12 protein-coding genes and 1 riboswitch are annotated in these 13457 nt (G+C 70.6%); of the genes, 10 read left to right on the top strand and 2 right to left on the bottom strand.

Annotation, left to right across the window (positions count from 1 at the left end; genetic code table 11):
• Positions 1-13: 13 nt before the first annotated feature.
• Positions 14-538 carry a YflT domain-containing protein gene (locus ISP_RS09670; protein WP_013223700.1) on the bottom strand — a complete coding sequence of 175 codons (525 nt, stop codon included), beginning with the start codon at positions 536-538 and terminating at the stop codon, positions 14-16.
• A 211-nt stretch (positions 539-749) separates the two neighbouring features.
• Here ISP_RS09670 and ISP_RS09675 point away from each other — a divergent pair, with 211 nt between their 5' ends.
• The 4 genes from ISP_RS09675 to ISP_RS09690 are packed head-to-tail and all read left to right on the top strand — an operon-like array spanning position 750 to position 4951.
• Positions 750-2114, top strand: a complete 1365-nt coding sequence (locus tag ISP_RS09675; protein WP_200876257.1) for a glutamine synthetase family protein — start codon at positions 750-752, stop codon at positions 2112-2114.
• 1 nt (position 2115) lies between these two features.
• Positions 2116-2820 carry a gamma-glutamyl-gamma-aminobutyrate hydrolase family protein gene (locus ISP_RS09680; protein WP_013223702.1) on the top strand — a complete coding sequence of 235 codons (705 nt, stop codon included), beginning with the start codon at positions 2116-2118 and terminating at the stop codon, positions 2818-2820.
• Positions 2817-4184 carry an aldehyde dehydrogenase family protein gene (locus ISP_RS09685; RefSeq protein WP_037374781.1) on the top strand — a complete coding sequence of 456 codons (1368 nt, stop codon included), beginning with the start codon at positions 2817-2819 and terminating at the stop codon, positions 4182-4184. Before ISP_RS09680 ends, ISP_RS09685 begins: the two co-directional genes overlap by 4 nt.
• The gene (locus ISP_RS09690; RefSeq protein WP_013223704.1) at positions 4184-4951 is read left to right on the top strand and encodes a 3-oxoacyl-ACP reductase; all 768 of its coding nucleotides are present in this window, start codon (positions 4184-4186) and stop codon (positions 4949-4951) included. The genes ISP_RS09685 and ISP_RS09690 overlap by 1 nt, the downstream gene beginning before the upstream one ends.
• Here ISP_RS09690 and ISP_RS09695 read toward each other — a convergent pair.
• Positions 4948-5145, bottom strand: coding sequence for a hypothetical protein (locus ISP_RS09695; protein WP_013223705.1), 198 nt, complete (start codon positions 5143-5145; stop codon positions 4948-4950). The two genes, ISP_RS09690 and ISP_RS09695, sit on opposite strands and share 4 nt — an antisense overlap.
• Before the next feature lie 72 nt (positions 5146-5217).
• On the opposite strand from ISP_RS09695, the gene ISP_RS09700 reads away from it, so the two are divergent.
• The 6 genes from ISP_RS09700 to lipA all read left to right on the top strand — a co-directional run bounded on the left by ISP_RS09700 (position 5218) and on the right by lipA (position 13455).
• Positions 5218-6522, top strand: a complete 1305-nt coding sequence (locus ISP_RS09700) for a helix-turn-helix domain-containing protein (protein ID WP_013223706.1) — start codon at positions 5218-5220, stop codon at positions 6520-6522.
• 78 nt (positions 6523-6600) lie between these two features.
• Positions 6601-6694, top strand: a riboswitch (glycine riboswitch).
• Between the two features lie 154 nt (positions 6695-6848).
• On the top strand, positions 6849-9698 hold the full coding sequence (gene gcvP / locus ISP_RS09705) for an aminomethyl-transferring glycine dehydrogenase (RefSeq protein ID WP_034284375.1): 2850 nt from the start codon (positions 6849-6851) through the stop codon (positions 9696-9698).
• A 3-nt stretch (positions 9699-9701) separates the two neighbouring features.
• Positions 9702-10793 (top strand): glycine cleavage system aminomethyltransferase GcvT, encoded by a 1092-nt coding sequence (gene gcvT, locus ISP_RS09710; protein WP_013223708.1) that lies wholly within the window; start codon positions 9702-9704, stop codon positions 10791-10793.
• A gap of 12 nt (positions 10794-10805) precedes the next feature.
• Positions 10806-11183 (top strand): glycine cleavage system protein GcvH, encoded by a 378-nt coding sequence (gene gcvH / locus ISP_RS09715; RefSeq protein WP_013223709.1) that lies wholly within the window; start codon positions 10806-10808, stop codon positions 11181-11183.
• Complete coding sequence (locus ISP_RS09720) at positions 11183-12457, top strand: serine hydroxymethyltransferase (protein ID WP_013223710.1); 1275 nt, start codon at positions 11183-11185, stop codon at positions 12455-12457. Before gcvH ends, ISP_RS09720 begins: the two co-directional genes overlap by 1 nt.
• Entirely contained in the window at positions 12454-13455 is a 1002-nt protein-coding gene (lipA, locus tag ISP_RS09725; protein WP_013223711.1) for a lipoyl synthase, read from the top strand. Before ISP_RS09720 ends, lipA begins: the two co-directional genes overlap by 4 nt.
• Positions 13456-13457 lie beyond the last annotated feature (2 nt).

The following is a 13457-nucleotide window of genomic DNA, read 5'->3' on the forward strand; positions in this document are numbered from 1 at the left end:
CGGTGAAGAACCGTCAGTGACCGAACGCGCTGCGCGCCGCGAGGTCCGCCAGCAGGGCGCGGCCCTTCTCGGCGTTGCGCGGCTGGGACAGGACGTCGTAGCGGCGGGCCACCAGCTGGCTCTGCGAGACGAACCCGCGCTTGTTCCGGTTCGCCGCGTAGCCCAGCGCGCCGAAGAGCAGGTTGAACCCGAGACCGGCGACGAGGCCGATCACGATCGGGACCAGGCCGGCGCCCGGGTTCAGCAGGCTGAGCATCAGGCCGAGGAACAGGCCGAACAGCGCACCGGACGTCGCCGCGCTGCCGAGGACCTTGCCCCACGTCATCTTGCCCGCGACCCGCTCGACGAGCATCGGCTCCACGCCCACGATCGTGACGTCGGTGACGGGGAAGTCGGTGCCCGCGAGGTGGTCGACCGCCCGCTGTGCCTGCTCGTAGGACTCGTACGAACCGATCGGCCAGCCGGTGGGCAGGGTCGGCAGCTGGGGCCGGGCCTGCTGCTGTCCGATCGTGGTCTGCTGCGTGAATGCTGTGGTCATCGATCTCACCTCTCTTGTCCCCTTCAACGTGCGGGGACCCCCTTTTCCTCCCGGACGAGCGAATTCACAGACTCTTCTCAGCCGGGCAAGCCGGACAATCCGACCGCCGCTCCAATGGTACAAAAAGATACCTTATTTCGGGTTGACCCAGCTCGGGTGACCGGGTAGGAAGGACCGGCAAAGGATTCATACCAAACCTTTGGGGCGACGGATGGCACGCAGGCGAGGCATGCTCACGCTCGACGAACTCCGGGCGCGCGTGGACGCGGGCACGGTCGACACCGTGCTCGTCGCGCTCACCGACATGCAGGGCAGGCTGCAGGGCAAGCGCTGCTCGGCCGAGTACTTCCTGGACGAGGTCGTCGGCCACGCCACCGAGGCCTGCAACTACCTGCTCGCCGTCGACGTCGACATGAACACCGTCGGCGGGTACGCGCTCTCCTCCTGGGACAGCGGCTACGGCGACTTCGTGCTGCGCCCCGACCTCGAGACACTGCGCGAGATCCCGTGGCAGGAGGGCACCGCGCTCGTCCTCGCCGACGTCGAGCGCGTGCAGGGCGGCCCGGTCTCGGTGTCGCCGCGCCAGATCCTGCGCCGGCAGCTCGACCGCCTCGCCGAACGCGGGCTCGCCGCCTTCGTCGGCACCGAGCTCGAGTTCATCGTCTTCGACGACACCTACGAGGCCGCGTGGGACAAGCGCTACCACGGCCTCAAGCCCGCCAACCAGTACAACGTCGACTACTCGATGCTCGGCACCGCTCGGCTGGAGCCGCTGCTGCGCCGCATCCGCAACGACATGGCGGGCGCCGGGCTCTACCCGGAGTCGGCCAAGGGCGAGTGCAACCCCGGCCAGCAGGAGATCGCCTTCCGCTACACCGACGCCCTGAGCACGTGCGACAACCACAGCGTCTACAAGAACGGCGCCAAGGAGATCGCCGCGCAGGAGGGCAAGAGCCTCACCTTCATGGCGAAGTACAACGAGCGCGAGGGCAACTCCTGCCACATCCACATCAGCCTGCGCTCCACCGAGGGCCGGGCCGTCCTGGCGGGCGACGGCGAGCACGGCTTCTCGAAGCTGATGGAGCACTTCCTCGCCGGCCAGCTGGCCGCGCTGCACGAGCTGACCTACTTCCTCGCACCGAACGTCAACTCCTACAAGCGGTTCGTGCCGGGCAGCTTCGCCCCGACCGCGATCGCGTGGGGCACCGACAACCGCACGTGTGCCCTGCGCGTCGTCGGGCACGGCGAGTCGCTGCGCGTCGAGAACCGGGTGCCGGGCGGGGACGTCAACCCGTACCTCGCCGTCGCCGCGCTCGTCGCCGCCGGGCTCCACGGCATCGAGAACGAGCTGGAGCTCGAAGAGCCGTTCACCGGCAACGCCTACAACTCCGACCGGGACACCGTGCCGGCCACCCTGCCCGAGGCCGCCGCGGCCCTGGCCGGCAGCGGCCTGGCGCGCGCGGCCTTCGGCGACGACGTCGTCGACCACTACCTGAACGCGGCGAAGGTCGAGATCGACGCCTACAACGCCGCCGTCACCGACTGGGAGCTCGTCCGTGGCTTCGAGCGCCTCTGACATGAACCGAGGCAAGCCCGTCATCGGCCTCACCGGCTACCTCGAACCGGCGAAGTTCGGCGTCTGGGAAACCGAAGCCGTGCTGCTGCACCGGGTCTACGTCGACTGCGTGGTCGCGGCGGGCGGCCTCCCGGTGCTGCTCCCGCCGGTGTCCGACGGGTACGAGCGGCTCGTGTCCACTGTGGACGGCTTGGTGCTCACCGGCGGCGCCGACGTCGAGCCCGCCCGCTACGGGCAGGAGCCGCACCCGGCCACCTACGTCCGGCCGGAGCGGGACGTGTTCGAGTTCGGCCTGTTCGCAGCCGCGCGCAAGGCGGGCAAGCCGGTCCTCGGCGTGTGCCGCGGCCTGCAGGTGATGAGCGTCGCCCTCGGCGGCACGCTGGTCCAGCACCTGCCCGAGAGCGCGCGCACCACGGAGCACCAGCCCGCGCCCGCGACGTTCGGCCGGGGCACGGTCACGCTCGCCGAAGGCAGCCGGGCCGCGGCGATCCTCGGGCCCGAAACCAAGACCCTGTGCTACCACCACCAGGCGATCGACCGGCTCGGCACCGGCATGCAGGCCGTCGGGTGGTCGGCCGACGGCACGATCGAAGCCGCGGAGGTGCCGGGCGAATTCACCATGGGCGTCCAGTGGCACCCCGAGCAGGACAGCGACGACATCCGGCTGTTCCAAGCGCTCGTCGAAGCGAGCAAGGAGAGGGAATGACCAGCAGTTTCGACGTCCTCAACCCCGCCACCGAGGAGGTGGTGCGGACGGTCCCGCTGACCAGCGCCGAAGAGACCGACGCGGCGATCGCCCGCGCGCACGCGGCGTTCCCGGCGTGGCGCGACGTCGCCCCCGGCGACCGCGCCCGGCTGCTGCGCCGCTTCGCCGACGCCGTCGAGGCCGACATCGAGCACCTCGCGCGGCTGGAGGTCGAAAACTCCGGGCACACGATCGGCAACGCCCGTTGGGAGGCGGGCAACGTCCGCGACGTCCTCAACTACTACTCGGCCGCGCCGGAACGCCTGATCGGCAAGCAGATCCCGGTGCCGGGCGGCATCAACGTCACCTTCCAGGAGCCCCTGGGCGTGGTCGGCGTGATCGTGCCGTGGAACTTCCCGATGCCGATCGCCGGCTGGGGGTTCGCGCCCGCGCTCGCCGCCGGGAACACCGTCGTCCTCAAACCGGCCGAGCTGACGCCGCTGACCGCGATCCGGCTGGCCGAGCTGGCGCGCGAGGCGGGCATCCCGGAGGACGTCTTCCAGGTGCTGCCCGGCAAGGGGTCCGTGGTCGGGCAGCGGTTCGTCGAGCACCCGGCCGTGCGGAAGGTCGTGTTCACCGGCTCGACCGAGGTCGGCAAGCAGATCATGGCGGGCTGCGCGGCGCAGGTGAAGCGCGTGACGCTGGAGCTGGGCGGCAAGAACGCCAACATCGTCTTCGCCGACTCCGACCTGGAAAAAGCCGCGGCGACCGCGCCCTACGGCGTCTTCGACAACGCCGGCCAGGACTGCTGCGCCCGCTCGCTCATCCTGGTGCAGGCGAGCGCGTACGACCGGTTCATGGAGCTGCTCGAACCCGCGGTGCACGGCGTCGTCGTCGGCGACCCCGGCGACGAGAAGACCGAGATGGGGCCGCTGATCTCGGCCGCGCACCGGGAGAAGGTCGCCTCCTACGTGCCGGACGACGCGCCCGTCGCGTTCCGCGGCACCGCCCCCGCGGGCCGCGGCTTCTGGTTCCCGCCGACCGTCCTCACCCCGCCGGACCTGCGGCACCCGGTCGCGGCGGAGGAGGTCTTCGGCCCGGTCGTCGCCGTCGTGCCGTTCGCGGAGGAAGCCGACGCGATCCGGATGGCCAACGCGACCGAGTACGGCCTGTCCGGGTCGATCTGGACCCGCGACGCCGGCCGCGCGTTCCGGGTCGCGCGTGGCGTCGAAGCCGGCAACCTCTCGGTGAACTCGCACTCTTCGGTGCGCTACTGGACGCCGTTCGGCGGCTTCAAGCAGTCCGGCCTCGGCCGCGAGCTCGGCCCGGACGCCGCCGCGGCGTTCACCGAAACCAAGAACGTCTTTCTGAGCACGGAGGAGTAATGGTCCAGCGTTTCGAAGGCCGCGTCGCGGTCATCACCGGCGGCGCGAGCGGCATCGGGCTCGCCTCGGCCCGCCGTCTGGCGAGCGAAGGCGCGAAGGTCGTCATCGGGGACCTGACGCCGGATTCGGGCAAAGCCGCGGCCGACGAGATCGGCGGCGCGTTCATCCAGACCGACGTCACCGACGCCGAGCAGGTCGAGAACCTGTTCCACAGCACGGTCGAGCAGTTCGGCTCGGTCGACGTCGCCTTCAACAACGCCGGCATCTCGCCGCCGGAGGACGACTCCATCCTCACCACCGGCATCGAGGCGTGGGAGCGGGTGCAGCGGGTCAACCTGACGTCGGTGTACCACTGCTGCAAGGCCGTCCTGCCGCACATGCAGCGCCAGGGCAAGGGCTCGATCATCAACACGGCGTCGTTCGTGGCGGTGATGGGCGCGGCGACCTCGCAGATCTCCTACACCGCGTCCAAGGGTGGCGTGCTCGCCATGAGCCGCGAGCTCGGGGTGCAGTTCGCGCGGGAGAACATCCGCGTCAACGCGCTGTGCCCGGGGCCGGTGAACACCCCACTGCTCAAGGAGCTGTTCGCCAAGGACCCCGAACGCGCGGCGCGGCGGCTGGTGCACGTGCCGGTCGGCCGGTTCGCCGAGCCGGAGGAGATCGCGGCCGCGGTCGCCTTCCTGGCCAGCGACGACGCCAGCTTCATCACGGCGTCCCAGTTCCTGGTCGACGGCGGCATCTCCGGCGCGTACGTCACCCCGCTCTAACGCTTGGTCGGTTTCTTGACGCCGTAGACTTCCCGCAGGTAGCTCCAGGCGGCGTTGAGCTTCTTGCGTTCTTCCGAGACGAGCTTTTCGCGGCGGCGCAGCACGCGGACGGCGATCTCCGAGGCCAGGAAGGCGCCGGCGGCGAAGGTCAGCACGCCGACGATCAGGGTCAGGGCGATGACGGTGGTGGTCATGGTGACCAGCGTCGGAGCGCCGTGGGCGGGTTGTCCCTGCGCAAAGCTAGCGGGTTTCGTTAGCTTTGTGAGGTGACGCACTGGCGCGCCGACGAGTGGGCGGAAGCGGTCCGGGCCGGCATCCGCTCCCACGGTCTCTCCCTGGACGAGGCCGCGCGGCGCATCGGCGTCCCGACGTCGACGCTGCGCAGCTGGATCGAGCACCGGCACGCGCCGAAGGTGACGGTGTTCGACCACTGGGCCCAGCTCGCCGAGGTGACCGGCCTCGGCGAGGCCGAGCTGCTGCGCGTCGCCGGGGTGCTGCCCGACGCGCTGGCGTCGCCGGTGCACGTCGCCCAGGCGGCGAAGGCGCTGCGGGAGGGCATCGACCAGGCCGGGCAGTTCCTCCGCCAGGCCACCGTGCTGGTCTACTCCTCGCCCGGCACGCAGGTGGCGAACGCCATCGCCGCGTCGCCGATCGACTGGGAGATCCGGATCCGGTCCGCCACCCGCGGCGACGAGATCCGCATCACCTACCATCACTACGTCGGGATCGTGGCGCCGCGGGACCTGCCCTACGACGACGCCGAGGTGCGCCGCATCCTCGAGCACGACGTCCTCGGCGAGCTGTGGCGGCCGCTCGGGCTGTACTGGCGGGTCGCCGAGGTGCACGACTGGCACGAGCCGCCCCGGCTGGTCATCCAGGTGCCCGAGCAGGAGGCGACGCGGCCGCCCGTGCCGTCGCCGGTCGTCTCCGCGCCGCCGGTGGTCGTGCTGTCGCCGATCTGGGGCTACGGCGAGCTGCTGGCCTCGCTGGTCGCCGACGGCCTCGGGTTCGGCAACGTCGACTTCCGCTACTTCGGCCTGCCGGACGAGATGGCCGACCGGGTCCGGATCACCGCTCGTGAGCTGGCCGAACCCGCGCCCCGGCTGGTGCACTCGGTACCGCCGATCATGCTGCTGCACGGCCTGGCCGTGCCGGATCTGGCCGGACGGCTCCCGGTCGTGGTCCGCTACGGCCCCCGCATGCGCGCCCGCGCCGCCCGCATCTACCGCGAGCCGCTGCTCGAGGCGGGGTTCGCGGACCCCTTGGAAGGCGCCCGCGCGATCGAGGAGGCGATTGCGGTCCCGCCGGGCTGTGCGTACTTCGAGGTGACCCTGGCCGACGCCGACGTCTTCGACGGCGACCGTCCCTCGCTGGACCGGCTCAACGACTCGGTGGCGTGGCACGCCGAGCAGCTCGTCGAGCAGGTCCTGCTGGGCGCGGGCCTGCCCCCGGTACCCCTGGGCGGGCCGCTGAAACGCCTGGTCCTGCCCTCGGGGAGGGTGCGGCGCCCACCGGCGCTGGCCGGGAAGGTGGTGCGGCGAGCAGCCGGTCGCAGCGGGATCGCAGACTGATGTGGTGTTGGCCGGGTGAAGTAGACGGCCGCGGGACGCGCCGGGTACCGTGACTGCCACAACTGCAGATCGGGCCGTCGAGCCGAGGCGGGAGAGCCCTCACGAAGTCGGTGGGGCACCGAAGGAGCAAACTCCCCGGAATCTCTCAGGTACCCGCTACCGCTTCGCGCGAGGCCACTCTGGAAAGCAGGCGCACCCGCGCCTCACCCAAGGTGAAAGCCGTGCTGTGTCTTCTCCCAGCGGCACGGTGAAACTCTCAGGTGCCATGACAGAGGGGGAGTTCCCAGCGCACCGTTCTGTCCGGTGCCCGGCCCGAGGAGCTCCCGATCACTTCTACGCAGTTCGACGCCCGCCACATCGGCCCGTCCGAGGCCGAACGCGCGAAGATGCTGGCCGAGTGCGGCTACGGCAGCCTGGACGCCCTGGTCGGCGCGGCCGTCCCCAGCGCCATCCGCGCCACCCGTGACCTGCGGCTCCCGCCCGCCGCGTCCGAAGAGGAAGCCACCGCGGAGCTGCGCGCCCTCGCCGCGCGCAACCGGCCGATGACGCAGATGATCGGCCTCGGCTACTCCGACACCGTCACGCCCGGCGTGATCCGCCGCAACGTGCTGGAGAACCCGGCCTGGTACACCGCGTACACGCCCTACCAGCCGGAGATCTCCCAGGGCCGGCTCGAAGCCCTCCTCAACTTCCAGACCATGGTCGCCGACCTGACCGGCCTGGCCACCGCGAACGCCTCGCTGCTGGACGAGTCGACCGCCGTCGCCGAAGCCGTCACGCTCATGCGCCGCGCGTCGAAGTCCAAGTCGAACAAGGTCGTCCTCGACGCCGAGTGCCTGCCGCAGACCATCGCCGTCGTGCGCACCCGCGTCGAGGCCCTGGGCATCGAGGTCGAGGTCCGCGACCTGCTCACCGGCCTGCCGGACGAGTTCTTCGGGGTCGTCGTCCAGTACCCGGGCGCGTCCGGCGTGCTGCGCGGCCGCGGCTTCTACCACGCGATTTCCGAGTCGGCGAAGGCCGCGGGCGCGCTGTTCACCGTCGCCGCCGACCTCCTCGCGCTCACCCTGATCACCTCGCCCGGCGAGTTCGGCGCGGACGTCGCCGCCGGGTCGACCCAGCGCTTCGGCGTCCCGCTCGGCTACGGCGGCCCGCACGCCGGGTACATGTCGGTCCGCTCCGGCCTCGAGCGGTCGCTGCCCGGGCGTCTCGTCGGCGTCTCGGTCGACGCCGACGGCAACTCCGCCTACCGGCTCGCGCTGCAGACGCGTGAGCAGCACATCCGTCGCGAGAAGGCGACGTCCAACATCTGCACCGCGCAGGTCCTGCCCGCCGTGCTGGCCGCGATGTACGCGGTCTACCACGGTCCGGACGGCCTGAAGAAGATCGCCCAGCGCGTCCACGGCCTCGCCGCGGGCTTCGCCGGCGCCCTGCGCCGGACCGGCGTCGAGGTCGTGCACGAGTCGTTCTTCGACACCGTCGTGGCGCACGTCCCCGGCCAGGCCGCCGAGATCCACGCGGCGGCTCGCGAGGCCGGGATCAACCTCGGGCACGTCGACGCCGACCACGTCCGGGTCGCCTTCGACGAGGTCAGCACCCCCGCCATCGCCGCGAAGGTCCTGCGCGCGTTCGGGGTCGACGAAGACATCCAAGACGGCCCCGCCCTGCCGGAAAACACTGCGCTGCCCAACGGCCTGGCCCGCGAGAGCGGCTTCATGGGCCACGAGGTCTTCGGCACCCACCGCTCCGAGACGGCGATGCTGCGCTACCTGCGTCGCCTGGCCGACCAGGATTACGCGCTCGACCGCGGCATGATCCCGCTCGGCTCCTGCACGATGAAGCTCAACGCCACCACCGAGATGGAGCCGATCAGCTGGCGCGAGTTCGCGGGCATCCACCCGTTCGCGCCGGCCGAGGACGCTGCCGGGTACCACACGCTGGTGGCGCAGCTGGCCGACTGGCTGGCCGAGGTCACCGGCTACGACAAGGTGTCGCTGCAGCCGAACGCGGGCAGCCAGGGCGAGCTGGCCGGCCTTCTCGCGATCCGCGCCTACCACCGCGCGAACGGCGACGAAGCCCGTGACGTCTGCCTGATCCCGTCGTCGGCGCACGGCACCAACGCCGCGTCCGCGGTGCTCGCCGGGATGCGCGTGGTCGTCGTCAAGTGCACCGACGAGGGCAACGTCGACCTCGCCGACCTGCGGGCCAAGGTGGACGCCCACCGGGACACGCTCGCCGCGATCATGGTGACGTACCCGTCCACGCACGGCGTGTACGAGCACGACATCGACGAGCTGGCCAAGATCGTCCACGACGGCGGCGGCCAGGTGTACGTCGACGGCGCGAACCTCAACGCCCTGCTCGGGCTGGCCAAGCCGGGCGAGTTCGGCGGCGACGTCTCGCACCTGAACCTGCACAAGACGTTCTGCATCCCGCACGGCGGCGGTGGCCCCGGCGTCGGCCCGGTCGCGGTGCGCGCGCACCTCGCGCCCTACCTGCCGAACCACCCGCTGCTGGCGGCCGCCGGCCCGGAAACCGGGGTCGGCCCGATCAGCGGCGCCCCCTACGGCTCGGCGTCGATCCTGCCGATTTCCTGGGCCTACGTCCGGATGATGGGCGCGCCCGGCCTGACCGCGGCCACCGAGGTCGCCGTGCTGGCCGCGAACTACGTCGCTTCGCGCCTGGCGCCGCACTACCCGGTGCTCTACACGGGCCAGGACGGCCTGGTCGCCCACGAGTGCATCCTCGACCTGCGCCAGATCACCAAGGAGACCGGCGTGACGGTCGACGACGTCGCCAAGCGGCTCATCGACTACGGCTTCCACGCGCCGACGATGTCGTTCCCGGTCGCGGGCACGCTGATGGTCGAGCCGACCGAGTCCGAGGACCTGGGCGAGATCGACCGGTTCTGCGACGCGATGATCGCCATCCGCGCCGAGATCGACGAGGTCGCGCAGGGTCGCTGGAGCGCGGAGGAGTCGCCGCTGCGCGGAGCCCCGCACACCGCGGAGACGCTGGTCGGGGAATGGGACAAGCCGTACAGCCGCGAGCTGGCCGTGTACCCGGCGGGTGTTTCGCGCAAGAACAAGTACTGGCCCCCGGTGCGTCGCATCGACGGCGCCCGCGGTGACCGTAACCTCGTGTGCTCCTGCCCGCCCCTCAACGCTTACGAAGGCTGACCCGTGTCACGCGAAACTTCCTTGCACGGAGTCCACAAGGGACTCGGTGCGCTGTTCACCGACTTCGCCGGCTGGTCGATGCCGGTCCGCTACGCCAGCGAGCTGGCCGAGCACAAGGCCGTCCGCGAGGCGGCCGGGCTGTTCGACCTGTCGCACATGGCCGAAATCCACGTCACCGGCAAGCAGGCGGCGGACGTCCTGGACTTCGCGCTGGTCGGCAACCTGACCGGCGTCAAGCCGGGCCGGGCGCGGTACACGATGATCTGCAACGAGTCCGGGGGTGTGCTGGACGACCTGGTCGTCTACCGCCTGGCCGACGAGCACTACCTGGTCGTCGCGAACGCGGGCAACGCGCAGGTCGTCGCGGACGCCCTGGAAGAGCGGGTCGCGGGCTTCGACGCCGTCGTCGACGACCGGTCCGAGACCACCGCGCTGATCGCCGTCCAGGGCCCGAAGGCCGTCGAGATCCTGAGCGCCGTCACCGACGCGGACCTGGACGCGCTGAAGTACTACGCCAGCGTCCCGGCGTCGGTGAAGGGCCACGACGTCCTGCTCGCCCGCACCGGTTACACCGGCGAGGACGGCTTCGAGCTGTTCGTCGACGCCGACGAGGCACCCGCGTTGTGGCGGCTGCTCCTGGAGGCCGGCGAGCCGCACGGCCTGGTCCCGGCGGGCCTCGCCTGCCGCGACACGCTGCGCCTCGAAGCCGGGATGCCGTTGTACGGCAACGAACTCACCGTCGGGCAGAGCCCGTTCGAAGCCGGGCTCGGCCGCGTGGTCAAGTTCGAGAAGCCGGGCGACTTCGTCGGCCGCGCGGCCCTGGAAGAGCGGTCCAAGCAGGACGTTCCGCGCGTGCGGGTGGGGCTCAAGGGCGCCGGTCGTCGTGCGCCGCGGCACGGCTACGCGGTGCTGGCCGGCGACACCGAAATCGGCGAGGTCACCAGCGGCGCCCTGTCGCCGACGCTGGGTTACCCGATCGCCATGGCGTACGTCGATCGGGCGTACGCCGAGCCCGGCACCGAGCTCTCCGTCGACATCCGGGGCAGGATCGAGCCCGTCGAGGTCGTCGCCCTGCCCTTCTACTCCCGCGCGTAAGGACTTTTCCCTGTGAGCATCCCCGAGAACCTGCAGTACACCAAGGAACACGAGTGGCTGAAGGTCGAGGACGGCGTGGCCACCGTCGGGATCACCGCCTTCGCCGCCGAATCGCTCGGTGACATCGTGTTCGTCCAGCTGCCCGACGCGGGCTCGGCCATCACCGCCGGCGAGGTGTTCGGCGAGGTCGAGTCGACCAAGTCGGTCAGCGAGCTGTACGCGCCGGTCTCCGGCGAGGTCGTCGAGGTGAACGGCACCACATCGGACACCCCCGAGGTCATCAACTCCGACCCCTACACCGAAGGATGGCTGCTGAAGGTGCGTCTGACCGGGGACGTGCCGGACCTGCTCGACGCCGCCGCGTACGCCCAGCTCACCCAGGAGAACTGATGACGACGTTCGACCAGCACCTGTCCGAAGTCGACCCCGAGGTCGCCGCGGCCGTCGCCGACGAACTGAACCGCCAGCAGTCCACCCTGGAGATGATCGCCTCCGAGAACTTCGCCCCGGTGGGCGTGCTCGAAGCGCAGGGCTCGGTACTGACCAACAAGTACGCCGAGGGCTACCCGGGCCGCCGCTACTACGGCGGCTGCGAGCACGTCGACGTCGTCGAGCAGCTCGCCATCGACCGGGCGAAGGCTCTGTTCGGCGCCGAGCACGCCAACGTCCAGCCGCACTCCGGCGCGCAGGCCAACGCGGCCGCGATGTTCGCCGTGCTCAAGCCGGGCGACACGATCCTCGGCCTCGACCTGGCCCACGGCGGGCACCTGACGCACGGGATGAAGATCAATTTCTCGGGCAAGCTGTACAACGTCGTCGCCTACCACGTCGACAAAGAGACCGGGATCGTCGACCTCGCCGAGATCGAGCGCCTGGCCGTCGAGCACCGGCCGAAGCTGATCATCGCCGGCTGGTCGGCCTACCCGCGTCAGCTCGACTTCGCCGAGTTCCGCCGCATCGCCGACCTCGTGGACGCGCGGCTGATGGTGGACATGGCGCACTTCGCCGGGCTGGTCGCGGCCGGGCTGCACCCGTCGCCGGTGCCGCACGCCGACATCGTCACCACGACCACGCACAAGACCCTCGGCGGCCCGCGCGGCGGGCTCATCCTCTGCCGCGAGGAGCTGGCGAAGAAGATCAACTCGGCGGTGTTCCCCGGCCAGCAGGGCGGCCCGCTCGAGCACGTCATCGCGGCCAAGGCCGTCGCGCTGAAGATCGCCGCGAGCGACGAGTTCCGCGAGCGTCAGGAGCGCACCCTGGAGGGTTCGCGGATCCTGGCCGCGCGGCTGTCGCAGGACGACTGCGCTTCGGCTGGTGTCCGCGTGCTGACCGGCGGCACCGACGTCCACCTGGTGCTGGTCGACCTGGTGCAGTCCGCGCTGGACGGCCAGCAGGCCGAGGACCGGCTGCACGAAGTCGGCATCACGGTCAACCGCAACGCCGTCCCGTTCGACCCGCGCCCGCCGATGATCACCTCGGGGCTGCGGATCGGCACGCCGGCGCTGGCCACCCGCGGCTTCCGGGCCGACGACTTCGCCGAGGTCGCCGACGTCATCGCGGAAGCGCTCAAACCGGACTTCGACGACGCCGTGCGTTCGAAGCTCCGCGACCGCGTCGAAACGCTGGCGAAGAAGCACCCGCTGTACGCGGACCTTTCCCGATGAGCGCGTCGCCCGAGGGCCGGAAGCTGTTGCGTCTCGAGGTTCGCAACAGTGAGACGCCGATCGAGAAGAAGCCGTCGTGGATCAAGACGCGGGTGCGGATGGGGCCGGAGTTCACCGAGCTCAAGGGTCTCGTGCGTCGCGAGGGTCTGCACACGGTGTGTGAAGAGGCCGGTTGTCCCAACATTTACGAGTGCTGGGAAGACCGGGAGGCCACGTTCCTCATTGGCGGCGACCAGTGCACCCGTCGTTGTGATTTCTGCCAGATCGACACCGGTAAGCCCGCTGAGCTGGATCGGACTGAGCCGCGGAAGGTCGCGGAGTCGGTGCAGGCGATGGGCTTGCGGTACTCGACGGTCACCGGTGTCGCGCGGGACGATCTGCCTGATGGTGGTGCGTGGCTGTATGCGGAGACCGTGCGCCAGATTCACGCTCTGAACCCGGGTACGGGTGTCGAGTTGCTGATTCCGGACTTCAACGCTGAGCCTGCCCAGTTGGCTGAGGTGTTCGGGTCGCGGCCGGAGGTCCTTGCCCACAACGTGGAGACGGTGCCGCGGATTTTCAAGCGGATCCGTCCTGGTTTCCGTTATGCGCGGTCGTTGGAGGTCATCACGGCGGCGCGTGAGGCCGGTTTGGTGACGAAGTCCAACCTGATCCTGGGGATGGGGGAGACGCCCGATGAGGTGGCTCCGGCGATGCGGGATCTGGTGGATGCGGGGTGTGAGATCTTGACGATCACGCAGTACCTGCGTCCTTCTGCCCGGCACCACCCGGTGGACCGGTGGGTGAAGCCGGAGGAGTTCGTCGAGCACTCGAAGGCTGCCGAAGCGATGGGCTTCGCCGGGGTGATGGCCGGGCCGCTGGTGCGTTCGTCGTACCGCGCGGGACGGCTCTACGCGCAGACCAAGGGTTACCGTGGGGAGGAGCTGCCGGAGAACCTGCAGCACCTCGCCGACCAGGGCCCGGCCGCGCAAGAAGCCAGCTCCTTGCTGGCGCGATAGGG

This window comes from Amycolatopsis mediterranei (assembly GCF_026017845.1).
Classification (GTDB): Bacteria; Actinomycetota; Actinomycetes; order Mycobacteriales; family Pseudonocardiaceae; genus Amycolatopsis; species Amycolatopsis mediterranei.